The sequence below is a fragment of the Hafnia paralvei genome (assembly GCF_020150375.1).
Classification (GTDB): Bacteria; Pseudomonadota; Gammaproteobacteria; order Enterobacterales; family Enterobacteriaceae; genus Hafnia; species Hafnia paralvei.
Window position 1 is genome coordinate 1188449 of record NZ_CP083737.1, and the last position, 13902, is coordinate 1202350.

14 protein-coding genes are annotated in these 13902 nt (G+C 49.1%); 12 read left to right on the top strand and 2 right to left on the bottom strand.

All coding sequences use genetic code 11. The annotated features are described in order from the left end of the window. Positions 1-151 precede the first annotated feature (151 nt). The 6 genes from rpoE (at position 152) to lepB (ending at position 5842) form a co-directional block, all read left to right on the top strand. Positions 152-727 carry an RNA polymerase sigma factor RpoE gene (rpoE, locus tag K9N75_RS05415; protein WP_008812634.1) on the top strand — a complete coding sequence of 192 codons (576 nt, stop codon included), beginning with the start codon at positions 152-154 and terminating at the stop codon, positions 725-727. Positions 728-756: 29 nt separating this feature from the next. Continuing rightward, a complete protein-coding gene (gene rseA / locus K9N75_RS05420) occupies positions 757-1401 on the top strand; it encodes an anti-sigma-E factor RseA (RefSeq protein WP_035503207.1) in 645 nt (214 codons plus the stop codon). Next, entirely contained in the window at positions 1401-2363 is a 963-nt protein-coding gene (gene rseB, locus K9N75_RS05425) for a sigma-E factor regulatory protein RseB (RefSeq protein WP_008812635.1), read from the top strand. The genes rseA and rseB overlap by 1 nt, the downstream gene beginning before the upstream one ends. After that, positions 2360-2824 carry a SoxR-reducing system protein RseC gene (rseC, locus tag K9N75_RS05430; RefSeq protein ID WP_039187291.1) on the top strand — a complete coding sequence of 155 codons (465 nt, stop codon included), beginning with the start codon at positions 2360-2362 and terminating at the stop codon, positions 2822-2824. The genes rseB and rseC overlap by 4 nt, the downstream gene beginning before the upstream one ends. A gap of 132 nt (positions 2825-2956) precedes the next feature. Continuing rightward, a complete protein-coding gene (gene lepA / locus K9N75_RS05435; protein WP_008812637.1) occupies positions 2957-4750 on the top strand; it encodes a translation elongation factor 4 in 1794 nt (597 codons plus the stop codon). A 117-nt stretch (positions 4751-4867) separates the two neighbouring features. Next, positions 4868-5842, top strand: a complete 975-nt coding sequence (lepB, locus tag K9N75_RS05440) for a signal peptidase I (RefSeq protein ID WP_061060332.1) — start codon at positions 4868-4870, stop codon at positions 5840-5842. Between the two features lie 138 nt (positions 5843-5980). Here the strand turns inward: lepB and K9N75_RS05445 are convergent, their stop codons facing one another. After that, positions 5981-6118, bottom strand: a complete 138-nt coding sequence (locus K9N75_RS05445) for a hypothetical protein (protein ID WP_156518182.1) — start codon at positions 6116-6118, stop codon at positions 5981-5983. Between the two features lie 21 nt (positions 6119-6139). Between K9N75_RS05445 and rnc the strand changes: the two genes are divergently transcribed. The 5 genes from rnc (at position 6140) to acpS (ending at position 9706) form a co-directional block, all read left to right on the top strand. After that, positions 6140-6820: a ribonuclease III gene (rnc, locus tag K9N75_RS05450; protein ID WP_008812639.1), complete on the top strand. Its 681-nt coding sequence runs from the start codon at positions 6140-6142 to the stop codon at positions 6818-6820. After that, positions 6817-7722, top strand: a complete 906-nt coding sequence (gene era, locus K9N75_RS05455) for a GTPase Era (RefSeq protein WP_004847192.1) — start codon at positions 6817-6819, stop codon at positions 7720-7722. The genes rnc and era overlap by 4 nt, the downstream gene beginning before the upstream one ends. Positions 7723-7734: 12 nt before the next feature. Next, a complete protein-coding gene (gene recO / locus K9N75_RS05460) occupies positions 7735-8463 on the top strand; it encodes a DNA repair protein RecO (RefSeq protein ID WP_130953988.1) in 729 nt (242 codons plus the stop codon). Positions 8464-8594: 131 nt separating this feature from the next. Continuing rightward, positions 8595-9326: a pyridoxine 5'-phosphate synthase gene (gene pdxJ, locus K9N75_RS05465; RefSeq protein ID WP_039187285.1), complete on the top strand. Its 732-nt coding sequence runs from the start codon at positions 8595-8597 to the stop codon at positions 9324-9326. Further along, complete coding sequence (gene acpS, locus K9N75_RS05470) at positions 9326-9706, top strand: holo-ACP synthase (protein ID WP_166713003.1); 381 nt, start codon at positions 9326-9328, stop codon at positions 9704-9706. Before pdxJ ends, acpS begins: the two co-directional genes overlap by 1 nt. Positions 9707-9758: 52 nt before the next feature. Here acpS and barA read toward each other — a convergent pair whose 3' ends face one another. Further along, complete coding sequence (gene barA / locus K9N75_RS05475; protein ID WP_061060330.1) at positions 9759-12500, bottom strand: two-component sensor histidine kinase BarA; 2742 nt, start codon at positions 12498-12500, stop codon at positions 9759-9761. 76 nt (positions 12501-12576) lie between these two features. Here barA and rlmD point away from each other — a divergent pair, with 76 nt between their 5' ends. Beyond that, on the top strand, positions 12577-13893 hold the full coding sequence (gene rlmD, locus K9N75_RS05480; RefSeq protein WP_224452300.1) for a 23S rRNA (uracil(1939)-C(5))-methyltransferase RlmD: 1317 nt from the start codon (positions 12577-12579) through the stop codon (positions 13891-13893). The last annotated feature ends 9 nt before the right edge of the window (positions 13894-13902 follow it).

Here is a 13902-nt window from a genome sequence, read left to right on the forward strand (position 1 = left end):
CGGCTAATGAACAACGAATATAAAAACAGCATCGTACGGAACTTTTTAGTACGTATGAACTCTAAGCTAGTGCTTGCTCAGGATCGATTGAGACAACTGGCAGTACAATTTATTCATGCGTGGAGAGAGATTTGAGGAGAGATTACCTCGGATGAGCGAGCAGTTAACGGATCAGGTGCTGGTCGAGCGAGTCCAGAAAGGAGACAAGAAGGCTTTTAACTTACTGGTAGTTCGCTATCAGCATAAAGTTGCGAGTCTCGTATCCCGCTACGTGCCGTCAGGCGATGTTCCTGATGTGGTACAGGAGTCGTTTATCAAAGCTTATCGTGCGCTGGAATCTTTCCGCGGCGAAAGTGCTTTTTACACCTGGCTTTATCGTATTGCTGTGAATACAGCTAAAAATTACCTGGTTGCTCAGGGGCGACGTCCGCCATCAAGCGATGTTGATGCCAGCGAGGCTGAAAACTTCGAAAGTGCGGGTGCATTGAAAGAAATTTCGAACCCTGAGAACTTAATGTTGTCAGATGAACTGAAGCAGATCGTTTTCCGAACCATAGAGTCTCTTCCTGAGGATTTGCGTATGGCAATCACCCTCAGAGAATTGGATGGTTTAAGCTACGAAGAAATAGCTGCCATTATGGATTGTCCGGTTGGAACAGTACGTTCCCGTATTTTCCGGGCGAGGGAAGCCATTGATAATAAAGTTCAACCGCTGATACAGCGTTAATGATGCGGGCACAGGAAGGGTATTTAGGCATGCAGAAAGAACAACTTTCGGCTCTGATGGATGGTGAAGTGGTGGATAGTGAACTGATCGGTTCACTTGGCAAAGACGACGCACTTCAGCAAACGTGGAAGAGCTATCACCTGATACGTGACACCCTGCGTGGTGACGTCAGCGACGCGATCGAGTTTGATATTTCTGATCGTATTGCTGCGGCGCTCGATGATGAACCGGTTCGTCTGGTTCCCAACGCTATTCCCGAATCTCAGCCTCAGCCTCACAGCTGGAAAGATATGCCGTTCTGGAGCAAGGTTCGTCCTTGGGCCAGTCAAATCACTCAAATTGGTATCGCTGCCTGCGTTTCACTGGCGGTTCTAGTGGGTGTGCAACAGTATAATCAACCAGCAGGTGGCGTGAGTGATTCAGATGCCCCTGCATTTAATACTTTGCCGATGGGCGGCCAAGCTTCCCCCGTAAGCTTTGGTGTTCCAAATGAAAGTACCAATGCGAATGGACAGCAGCAGGTTCAGCAGCAGCGTAAGCGTATAAATGCTATTTTGCAGGATTACGAACTGCAGCGCCGCTTGCATACCGAACAGTTGCAGATGGACAATGGTAATACGCAGGCGTCAGTTCAGGTGCCAGGAACTCTGTCATTAGGAACTCAACAGCAGTAATGAAGCAATTTTGGTTCGCCATCAGCTTATTCGCTGGTAGCCTGTTTGTCTCTAACATCGCCTCAGCGGAAGATTCGTCTGAGGCGATGTTGCAACAGATGAACAGCGCCAGTCAGTCACTCAGCTATGAGTTAGCGTACATCAATATCACCAAACAGGGGATTGAGTCGTTACGCTATCGTCATGCCATTTTCAATAAACAACTGTTATCTCAGCTTTTGCAGATGGATGGACCGCGTCGTGAAGTTTTACTGCGTGGCAATGAAATCAGCTATTTTGAGCCTGGGCTTGAGCCATTTACGCTTAACGGTGATCATATTGTTGACGCTTTGCCGTCGATTATTTTCTCCGATATCAAACAGTTGCGTCAGTACTACAATTTTATATCCGTAGGCCGAACCCGCGTTGCCGATCGTCCATGCGAAGTGATCCGCATTGTCTCGCGGGATGGCCTGCGCTTTAGCTATATCGTTTGGATTGATGAAAGTTCTAAGCTACCGTTACGCGTCGATTTACTCGATCGCGATGGAGAAACGCTGGAACAGTTCCGAGTGATCTCCTTTACCGTTGGCGATCAGGTCACCGCCGCGATGTCGAGTTTGGCTCAACTGACTTTACCTCCGCTGTTGAAACTACCAGCAACGGATAAGGTTGATTTCAGTTGGAGAACCTCTTGGCTACCGCAAGGCTTCAAGGAAGTTTCTCGTAGTCGCCGGACATTACCAACATTATCAGAGCCGGTAGAATCGCGTCTGTATAGCGATGGTCTATTTAGCTTCACCGTCAATATCAGCAGCGCAGCTTCCGGTGCTGCGGTGAGCGAACAGTTCTTACGCCAAGGACGCCGCACTATTCATACTGAGACTCGTAACAATGTTGATATTACCGTTGTTGGGGAATTGCCGCCTGCTACGGCTAAACGAGTCGCGAATAGCATTGTCCTCGATGGTCGTAAATCATGATGCGCGAATGGGCAACGGTGACATCCTGGCATCAGGGGGTTGCGACGTTAAACTGTGAACAGCGTTCTAGTTGTGGATCATGTGGTGCGAAAAACACCTGTGGCACGGCGGTTTTCGATAAAATTAATCCACAGTCTCAGCATCAATTGCAGGTTGAAATTGATCAGCCGTTAGAGCCTGGGCAAAAAGTTGAAATCGGTATTACCGAGGCCAACTTGTTGCGTTCTGCAGTTTTGGTTTATCTCACACCGCTATTAGGGCTTATTATTGGCGGCGGTGTCGGGCAGTCAGTTATGCACACTGATGCATGGGCTGCGTTAGGCGCTTTAGTGGGCGCAGGTGCTGGTTTTATGTTTGCGCGTATTAAGGCGAAAAGATTGAGTGACCGGCAAGATTATCAGCCGATAGTTTTACAAGTCGGTTTGCCCCCTTCTATGATCCGCACCCCCACGAATATCTAGGTTTTACCGGGTTCGATGTGTAGAATGCATCGAATCTGGCAAATTACCGCCAAACGTTAAACCATCGCTTTGAACCCATCAGTGTGTCCTTAGGCGAGTAATCTAGAAATCATCAGGCAAAATATCTTAATAATGAAGCATATACGAAATTTCTCCATTATCGCACATATCGACCACGGTAAGTCGACACTGTCTGACCGTATTATTCAGATTTGTGGCGGTTTGACTGACCGTGAAATGGCAGCGCAAGTTCTGGATTCTATGGATCTGGAACGTGAGCGCGGCATCACTATTAAAGCGCAGAGCGTGACGCTCGACTATAAAGCACAGGATGGTGAAACTTATCAGCTGAACTTCATTGATACCCCAGGACACGTTGACTTCTCTTATGAGGTTTCTCGTTCACTGGCGGCATGTGAAGGGGCATTGTTGGTGGTTGACGCGGGTCAGGGTGTTGAAGCTCAGACTTTGGCTAACTGCTACACCGCAATGGAAATGGATCTGGAAGTTGTCCCTGTTCTAAACAAAATTGACCTGCCTGCGGCCGATCCCGATCGTGCGGCACAAGAAATTGAAGATATCGTCGGTATTGATGCGATGGACGCCGTACGTTGCTCGGCAAAAACCGGTGTCGGAGTACCTGAGGTTCTTGAGCGTTTGGTGCGTGATATTCCACCTCCAGAGGGTGATCCAGACGGTCCATTGCAGGCGCTGATCATCGACTCATGGTTCGATAACTACTTGGGCGTGGTGTCTTTGATCCGTATTAAAAACGGTTCACTGCGCAAAGGTGAAAAAGTTAAGGTGATGAGTACGGGTCAGGCTTATAACGCTGACCGCCTCGGTATCTTCACGCCTAAGCAAATCGATCGTGATGTGTTGAACTGCGGCGAAGTTGGCTGGTTAGTTTGTGCAATTAAAGATATTCACGGCGCTCCAGTCGGCGATACCTTGACGCTGGCCCGTAATCCAGCGGAGAAATCGCTGCCAGGCTTCAAAAAAGTGAAGCCTCAGGTTTATGCCGGTCTGTTCCCTGTCAGCTCTGATGATTACGAAGCTTTCCGTGATGCGTTAGGGAAACTCAGCCTTAACGATGCTTCCTTGTTCTATGAGCCAGAAACCTCGACGGCGTTGGGCTTTGGTTTCCGCTGTGGTTTCTTGGGCTTATTGCACATGGAAATCATTCAGGAGCGTCTGGAGCGTGAATACGATCTGGATCTCATCACAACGGCGCCAACGGTTGTATACCAAATTGAAACGACCAGTGGTGATGTGATCTTTGTTGATAGCCCGTCCAAGCTACCACCTATCAACAATATCGAAGAGCTTCGTGAGCCTATTGCTGAATGTCATATGCTGTTACCGCAAGAGTATCTTGGTAACGTTATTACGCTTTGCATTGAGAAGCGTGGTGTCCAAACTAACATGGTATACCACGGCAATCAGGTTGCACTGACTTACGAAATTCCTATGGCCGAAGTGGTTCTGGACTTCTTTGACCGTCTGAAATCAACGTCCCGTGGTTATGCGTCATTGGATTACAGCTTTAAACGCTTCCAGCAGTCTGACATGGTTCGCGTTGATGTCTTGATCAACAACGAACGAGTGGATGCTCTCGCGTTGATCACCCACCGCGACAACGCGCAGTATCGTGGTCGTGAGCTGGTTGAGAAGATGAAAGAGCTGATCCCACGCCAGCAGTTTGATATTGCTATTCAGGCGGCTATCGGCAACCAGATCATCGCACGTTCGACCGTTAAGCAATTGCGTAAAAACGTTCTGGCTAAGTGCTACGGCGGTGACGTCAGTCGTAAGAAAAAACTGTTGCAGAAACAGAAAGACGGTAAGAAACGTATGAAGCAGGTCGGTAACGTCGAACTGCCGCAGGAAGCCTTCTTGGCGATTCTGCATGTTGGTAAAGACTAAAGTTCTATGATGAGCGGCACCCATTTCAGGTGCCGTTCTCATTGAGAGGCTTATACCCATAAGACTTCAGAAAGTAGCAGTATGAAAGCCTATGGGGATATTTAAGGAGTTATTGGCATGGCCAATATGTTTGCTTTAATTCTGGTGATAGCAACGCTGGTTACCGGGGTTATTTGGTGTATCGATCGCTTTAAGCTGGCTCCGGCGCGTCGGGCAAAAATCGAGGCGATTAACGCCCAAACGGTTGAAGGCTTGGATAAACAGACGGCAAAGGACGTGGTGAAAGCTCCAGGTTGGATTGAAACCTGTGTGTCTGTTTTCCCTGTTTTGGCGCTGGTTCTGATTATCCGCTCATTTATTTATGAGCCATTCCAGATCCCATCGGGGTCAATGATGCCAACGTTATTGATCGGTGACTTTATTTTGGTCGAGAAATTCGCCTACGGAATTAAAGAGCCGATTGCGCAGCATACGATTATTCCGACCGGTCATCCGAAGCGTGGCGATATCGTGGTATTTAAATATCCGCTCGATCCGCGTTTGGATTATATTAAGCGCGCTATTGGTCTGCCAGGCGATAAGGTGACTTATGATCCTTATAGTAAAGAAGTGACGGTATATCCTGCCTGTCAAACGGGGCAAAGCTGCGATAAGCTGCTGCCAATTACCTACAGTGCGGCTGAGCCTAGCGAATGGGTACAGACTTTCGGTCAGATGGGAAATGGTGAAGCCAGCAGTGGCTTCTTCCAAGTTCCTTTGGACCAGAATGTCGAAGATGGCTATCGCATGAGTGAGCGCAAAGAGACGTTGGGCACGGTCACTCATCGTATCCTAACCGTACCTCAGGCGCAGGATATGATGTCTCGTTATTATCGCCAGCCGGGTCAGCCTCAGGGTGTTTGGGTTGTGCCTGAAGGTCATTACTTCATGATGGGGGATAACCGTGATAACAGCGCTGACAGCCGTTATTGGGGATTTGTCCCAGAGCAAAATCTGGTGGGTAAAGCCACGGCAATTTGGATGAGCTTTGAAAAGCAAGAAGGGCAATGGCCTACTGGCGTTCGCCTAAACCGCATTGGCGGTATCCACTAATTTCCTGCTCCTATTTCGAGCTGTAGGCCTTTGCTTGCAGCTCGAAACTTCGTCTAGATATAAAATAAGCGCCTAAACTTATTAGTTGTTGCGTTAATAGCAATGTAACTTCAAGTAATAGCGCATATTACCGCAGCATTATATTTTCAGTCGTTGTAGAATACCCATTCGAGCGATAAAAAGTTGGCTTCCGTCTGGGAGCCACTGCAAACGAAACAGCTTTGGATTGGCTAATGGCAAGCAGGCCTGTTCCGTATGCTGCGGTTTTTGACGCATTCTAGATCTATTTGGTATCTCATGAATCCCATCGTAACTAACCGGCTTCAAAAGAAGTTGGGCTATACTTTTCAACAGCAGGAGCTGTTATTGCAGGCATTGACTCATCGCAGTGCCAGCAGCAAACATAATGAACGTCTTGAGTTTCTGGGTGACTCAATTCTGAGTTTCGTTATTGCCAATGCGCTGTATCACCGCTTCCCGCGGGTTGATGAAGGCGATATGAGCCGTATGCGCGCTACTTTGGTGCGTGGAAATACGTTGGCTGAAATGGCACGCGAATTCGATTTGGGTGAGTGCCTGCGCCTTGGGCCGGGCGAGCTAAAAAGCGGCGGTTTCCGTCGTGAGTCTATTTTAGCCGATACCGTAGAAGCTCTGATTGGCGGCATTTTTCTGGATAGCGATATCCAAACGATTGAACGACTGATCTTGGATTGGTACCGTTCACGTCTGGATGAAATTAGTCCAGGTGATAAGCAAAAAGACCCTAAAACGCGCCTGCAAGAATTCTTGCAAGGACGCCACCTGCCGCTGCCATCTTATTTGGTTGTGCAGGTTCGTGGCGAAGCACACGATCAGGAATTTACTATTCACTGTCAGGTCAGCGGCCTGAGCGAACCGGTTATCGGTGTTGGCTCAAGTCGCCGTAAGGCCGAGCAGGCAGCCGCTGAACAAGCGCTGAAACAGCTGGAGCTTGAATGAGCGAAGAAACAACTTATTGCGGATTTATCGCCATCGTTGGTCGTCCCAACGTTGGCAAATCGACACTCCTGAACCAATTATTGGGGCAGAAGATTTCGATTACCTCGCGTAAGCCACAAACGACCCGTCACCGTATTATGGGGATCCACACCGAAGGGCCATATCAGGCTATCTACGTGGACACCCCGGGTCTGCATATTGAAGAAAAACGCGCCATCAACCGTTTGATGAACCGCGCAGCAAGCAGTTCTATCGGTGATGTCGAACTTGTCATTTTCGTGGTTGAAGGTACTCATTGGACTGCCGACGACGAAATGGTGGTGAATAAGCTACGCGATCTGAAAGCGCCGGTGATTTTAGCCATCAATAAAGTTGATAACGTTCAGGATAAGGCTGCTCTGCTGCCGCATATTCAGTTCCTGAGTGAGCAGATGAACTTTATGGACGTGGTTCCAATCTCTGCGGAGAAAGGCACTAACGTTGATACTATCGCGAGCATCGTTCGTAAAAAACTGCCGGAAGCGATTCATCACTTCCCTGAAGAGTATATTACTGACCGTTCACAGCGCTTTATGGCCTCAGAAATCATCCGTGAAAAACTGATGCGCTTCTTAGGCGAAGAACTGCCGTATTCCGTCACCGTTGAAATTGAACGCTTCGTCTCGAACGACCGTGGCGGATACGATATCAACGGTCTGATTCTGGTTGAACGTGAAGGCCAGAAGAAGATGGTTATTGGTAATAAAGGCTCAAAGATCAAGACTATTGGTATCGAAGCTCGTCAAGACATGGAAGCCATGTTTGAAGCTAAGGTTCACCTTGAGCTGTGGGTTAAGGTGAAATCCGGTTGGGCAGACGACGAACGTGCGCTGCGCAGCTTGGGTTATGGTGAAGATCTCTAAGAGATCGCGCCTATGGAAGGTTGGCAACGCGCATTTGTTTTGCACGGGCGTCCTTACAGTGAAACCAGTCTTTTATTAGACCTGTTCACTGAAGGGCATGGACGTGTACGTCTGCTAGCAAAAGGCGCTCGCAGTAAACGTTCTAGCCTTAAAGGCGCGTTACAACCTTTCACTCCTCTTCTGGTTCGTTGGGGCGGCAAAGGGGAAGTCAAAACCCTGCGAAATGCCGAGCCTGTCTCTCTCGGACTACCGCTTACCGGTATTTCGCTTTATAGCGGCCTGTATGTCAATGAGCTGGTTTCTCGCGTTCTTGAACAAGAAACCAACTACTCTTCGTTATTCTTCGATTATCTCAACTGCCTACAAAATCTGGCGGCTACGGTTGGTTCTCCCGAACATGCGCTGCGTGAGTTTGAACTCGCTCTGCTAGGCAATCTTGGCTATGGCATTGATTTTCTGCACTGTGCGGGCAGCGGTGAACCGGTATCAGATGATATGACCTACCGATATCGGGAAGAAAAAGGCTTTATTGCGAGTTTATTAGTCGATCAGCTCAGCTTTACCGGTCGCGACTTAAAAGCACTCGCTGAACGCCGTTTCCCCGATCCTATAACGCTGCGTGCGGCGAAGCGCTTTACGCGCATGGCGCTTAAGCCTTATCTGGGGGGAAAACCATTGAAAAGCCGTGAACTGTTTCGTCAGTTTGTGGGGAAACGCCCTGTCAAACCGGCTTCTGCTTAAAATCTGACTGTCCCCTTCATCGTCATAATTCTGTCTGGTCTGTTCTCTCGAACTTAGGTGTACACTAGCTTACAGTGAACCGTATTCTGTCCGTTGTCTCTGACCTATAAGCTTTCTAATGAGGATTTGTCATGGCTGATTTACTGTTAGGCGTAAACATCGATCATATCGCAACGCTGCGCAACGCGCGTGGGACTCAGTATCCTGACCCCGTTCAGGCCGCTTTTATTGCCGAACAGGCGGGGGCAGATGGCATTACCGTACATCTGCGCGAAGATCGTCGCCATATCACCGATCGTGATGTGCGTTTGCTGCGCCAAACCATTCAGACGCGCATGAATCTTGAGATGGCTGTTACCGACGAAATGATTGAGATCGCCTGCGAGCTGAAACCCCATTTTTGTTGCTTAGTTCCTGAAAAACGTCAGGAAGTGACAACCGAAGGTGGCTTAGACGTTGCTGGCCAATTGGACAAAATGACGGTTGCCGTTGAGCGTCTAACCCAAGCTGGCATTTTGGTCTCTCTGTTTATCGATGCCGATCCGCGCCAGATTGAAGCGGCGGTTAGCGTCGGTGCCCCGTATATCGAAATTCACACAGGGGCTTACGCAGATGCAGAAAGTGATTTAAAACGTCAGGCTGAGTTCGAACGCATTGCTCATGCAGCGCGTTTTGCGAGCGAGCGCGGTTTAAAAGTGAACGCCGGTCATGGCCTGACCTATCACAACGTGTTGCCAATTGCGGCATTGCCCGAAATGCATGAGCTGAATATTGGTCACAGCATTATTGGGCGAGCGGTGATGAGCGGCTTGCCAGAGGCGGTTAGCGCCATGAAACAACTGATGCTGGAAGCGCGTCGCTAATGGCTGTTTTAGGCTTAGGTACCGATATTGTTGAAATTTCTCGAATTGAGGCGGTGGTTGCACGCAGCGGCGATCAAATGGCAAAACGTGTGCTCGCCCCAGATGAATGGGAGCAATACCTTTCTCATCAGCAGAAAATTCGCTATCTTGCCAAACGCTTTGCGGTGAAAGAAGCCGCCGCGAAGGCATTTGGCACGGGGATCCGCAACGGACTGGCCTTTGCCCAATTCGAGGTTTACAACGATGCGCTCGGTAAGCCCGTATTACGCTTACACGGCCGTGCAGCTGAGCTTGCACAAGAGATGGGGATTACCTCTATTCATGTCTCATTGGCCGACGAGCGGCGCTATGCCTGCGCTACGGTTATCGTTGAAGGATAATGAGATACTTTGGTATCCCCTCCGATCTTGGGGATACCTTTTCACCAATATATCAATTGGCTAGCTTTTCCCTTGCTGCTTGCTCTACGTTTGCGATCTCGTCAAGCAACTCCATCCACTCAGGCTCTAGGTCACCCACGGCGATTTGATGGCGTAGTTGCTGTTCTATATAACGGCATAACCGCTTCAAACGGGGTAAACCGCTGTAGCTACAGCTTCCATGCAGTTTATGGATAACGTCTACAATAGAGGCGTCTTGATGACCGCTGAGTGCCGCTTCAACCTGCGTTTTTACCTGCGGCAGGAATTCCAGCAGCATCTGTAATAAATCACGGGCTAAATCTTCTTTGTTAGCCGCTTGTCTGAGCGCCATATCCCAATCAAGAGTGAGATCGCTATCGGCTTCTATTGCCGGCATTGATATCATTTCGTCTTGGATTTCAGGGCTACGGTAATAGCGTGCCAGCAGTTGGCGCAGCATATTTTCATCGATAGGTTTGGCCAGATAATCATCCATTCCGGCGCGAAGTAGGCGCTCACGCTCACCGTTAATCGCATGGGCGGTAACGGCAATAATCGGGGTATCGATATAACGTGGCAGTTTTCGAATCAGCTCGCTGGTACGGATGCCATCCATTTCTGGCATCTGTATATCCATTAGGATGATATCCAGTCGATGCTCCTTAGCTTTGGCAATAGCTTCTTCGCCGCTGTTGCAGAGAATGGTTTGCTCAACCAGTTCGCCAAGCAGGGCACCAATAAGCTTCAGATTTGCTGGATTATCATCGACCGCCATCACGGAAAGCGGGAGACGCTCAGCATTGTGATCTATCACGACGGGAGCTCGCTTAGGCAGGCTGTTATCTAGCAGAATGGGCAGCAGCCGATTACTCGTTAGTGGTTTGGATAGGCAGCTTCGAATACCTCTCATTTTAAGCTCATCGCTATCTAGCAGCGTATGGCTGGGCATCGCCAGAATGACGCGATCGGCTAAAGAAAGGGCTTTTCGCAACTTTTCCTCCCCTTGTGAATCGTGCGAGGTAAAGTTAACCGGTAGACCAACGAGAAGAATATCGTAATGAGAGTCAGGAATAACCTGAGCGAGCAGCGGGCTATAGCTCACCTCGAGCGGTGTGGCCTGTAACAAATCCAATGTGCATTGCGCCGCCACAGGGTTTGATTCGATATACAGCAGCTTTTGCCCAGCCAACCGCTGCATAGGGAAATGGCTCTGCGGTGCATTATGGTTAAGCTCTAGCTGAATATGGAACCAGAAGGTGGAGCCTTTATTGGGTTGGCTATGGAAGCTAATATCGCCGCCCATTTCATTAACCAATTTTTGCGTAATGACCAAGCCTAAACCGGTTCCGCCGTGGCGACGAGAAATGCTGGCATCCGCCTGACGAAATGCTTGGAATAACTGTGATTGCTGGCGTTCTGAAATCCCTATACCGGTATCATGCACGAGCACTTCTAACTCAACCTGATGAGGCGTCGCGCTACGTAGTTCAACGCGAATGTCGATATTGCCCTTCTCGGTAAATTTAATGGCATTGCCAAGGAGGTTAGTAAGGACTTGCTGTATACGCATTGGGTCGCCAATAACGTGCTCAGGAACGTCATTACGAATATTCAGCGTGAGTTCAATCCCTTTCTCGTGCGCGCTAGGGGCGAGCAGCACGGTGACTTCATCTACGGTCTCACGCAGCAGGAAAGGTATGTGTTCCAAAACCAACTTTCCGGCTTCCAGCTTCGAGAAGTCCAACACGTCGTTGATGATGGTAAGAAGATTGTTCGCAGATCGTTCTATGGTCTGTAAGTAATCGCTTTGCGTCGCATTGAGCGGTGTTTTGAGAACCTGACGAGTAAAGCCAATAACCCCGTTGAGCGGTGTACGCAGCTCATGTGACATATTTGCCAGAAACTCGGATTTAATTCTTGCTGCTTCCTGTGCGCGCTTTTTGGCGAGATCCAATTCAACGTTTTGTATTTCCATCTGTTCCAGCGTTTCGCGCAGGTCTGACGTTGCCTGATCGATATTTTGCTGCATCTCTTCGTGGTAAGCCGTAAGCGACATCGCCATAGAGTTAATACCGTTCTTGAGCATATCAAGCTCGCCCAGCATGTGTCCTTCTACGCGGCTATCCAACTGCCCTCGTCGAATACGGTCAACGGTGTTAACCATATTACGAATTGGTCCGGTCACATCACGCATTAAGCGGTAGGCAAACAGCAGCGCGATACACATACATATCACCAGCAATAACGTGGCAACGAAGACCTCTTTGTATTGCTGTAAGCGCACAGAACGAAGATCCAGTTCGATGGCGATATAGCCAAGATGAGGGTTTTCGGCGCTGGTGGCATCAATGAATCGATCTTCAGAAATAATCGGTGTGCGTAGAATCAGCGAGTCCCCATGCTTAGACAGCATTAGGTCGTTCGGCATCGGCACCCCTTTGGGGAGCTGGAGCAGAGAATAGTTATGATGATAGTTCGAGGTGACGAACAGATCGTTGTTATCGTCAAACACCGCGATAGAGCGCACGATATCTGAATGGCGACGGTGTAATAACCCAATGAGCTGACGCACCGATTCGCGACTGCGGAAGGTCATGCCGTATTCGCTCGCGACAGCGAGGGGTTCTATGATACTGGAACCGGAATCAACCAACTGTCCTTGTAACTCATTGTATCTATGAACAACGAAGAAGGTACTGAGTAGCAAACCAATCAATAACGTGGGGGCTAGAATCAGTATCATCATGCGCGCACGCAGGCTGTATTTGGTCATGTGGGTCCAATGTGGGAGAATTGGTGGCAGATATCATTCTTAGCAAAAGCTAAACCAAACAACGAATCGGCAGAACATGGCTCAATTTTACTCTCCGGGGCGCCGCATGGCGACCCGACAAACGATAACTGTGACGGCAAACGACCTTGACCCCTTTGGTCAGGGCGTGGCGCGCCACAACGGTAAGGCTATTTTCGTTCCAGGCCTTTTGCCCAGTGAGCAGGCTGAAGTCACCCTTATCGAAGATAAAAAGCAGTTTGCACGCGCTAAACTGAAGCGGTTACTCACTCGCAGCCCTGAGCGTGTTATGCCGCGCTGTCCTCATTTCGGCGTATGTGGTGGCTGCCAACAACAGCACGCCAGTGTTCCACTTCAGCAGCAAAGCAAATCAGCGTCTTTACAACGTCTCATTATCCGCGAAACCGAGGTAAATATCATACCAGAGTCAGTGATTAGCGGACCAGAATACGGCTATCGTCGCCGAGCGCGCTTAGGTTTGCAATTCTTATCCAAGCAACAGCAACTGGTTATGGGATTTCGTCAGGCGGGATCTAACGATTTAGTTCCTGTAAAAGAATGCCCAATTTTGGTCCCCGCGCTGGCATCACTCTTGCAACCGCTGCAGGCTTGTTTGGCGGGTATGAAAGCGGTACGTCGGTTGGGGCATGCGGAATTAGTGCAAGCGGATAACGGCTGCGTATTGGTATTGCGACATCTTGAGGCACTGAAAGAGCAGGACTTAGCGCGATTGCACGATTTTGGTGCACAACATGATGTGATGATCTACCTTCAGGGCAACGAAGGTGAATTGGTTAAGTTGTGCGGTGAATCGCCGTTTTATCAGGTAGACGAGCTACGCTTATTTTTTAGCCCTAGAGATTTTATTCAGGTCAATGATGCGATTAATCAGCAGATGGTTGCACAGGCGTTGGAATGGCTGGATGTAAAATCTACCGATCGCGTTTTGGATTTGTTCTGCGGCATGGGTAACTTCACATTACCGTTAGCAAAACGCGCAAAACAGGTCGTTGGTGTAGAAGGTGTTGCTACGCTGGTGGAAAATGGTCTGTATAATGCTCATATTAATGCGCTGAATAATGTCGAATTCTTCCAGCACAATCTTGAGGATGACGTGACTCGCCAGCCATGGGCTAAACTTGGATTCGAAAAAGTATTGCTGGATCCTGCTCGTGCAGGGGCAGCTGGTGTGATGACCCACATTGTAAAGCTGGCACCGGAAAAAGTGGTGTATGTTTCATGTAACCCCACCACGCTTGCGCGTGACAGCAAAGTTTTAATCGCCGCGGGCTATCGAATGGAACGCGTGCGAATGCTGGATATGTTTCCCCACACGGGGCATTTAGAGTCGATGGCGCTGTTTGTTGCGTCTTAATCGTCTCAA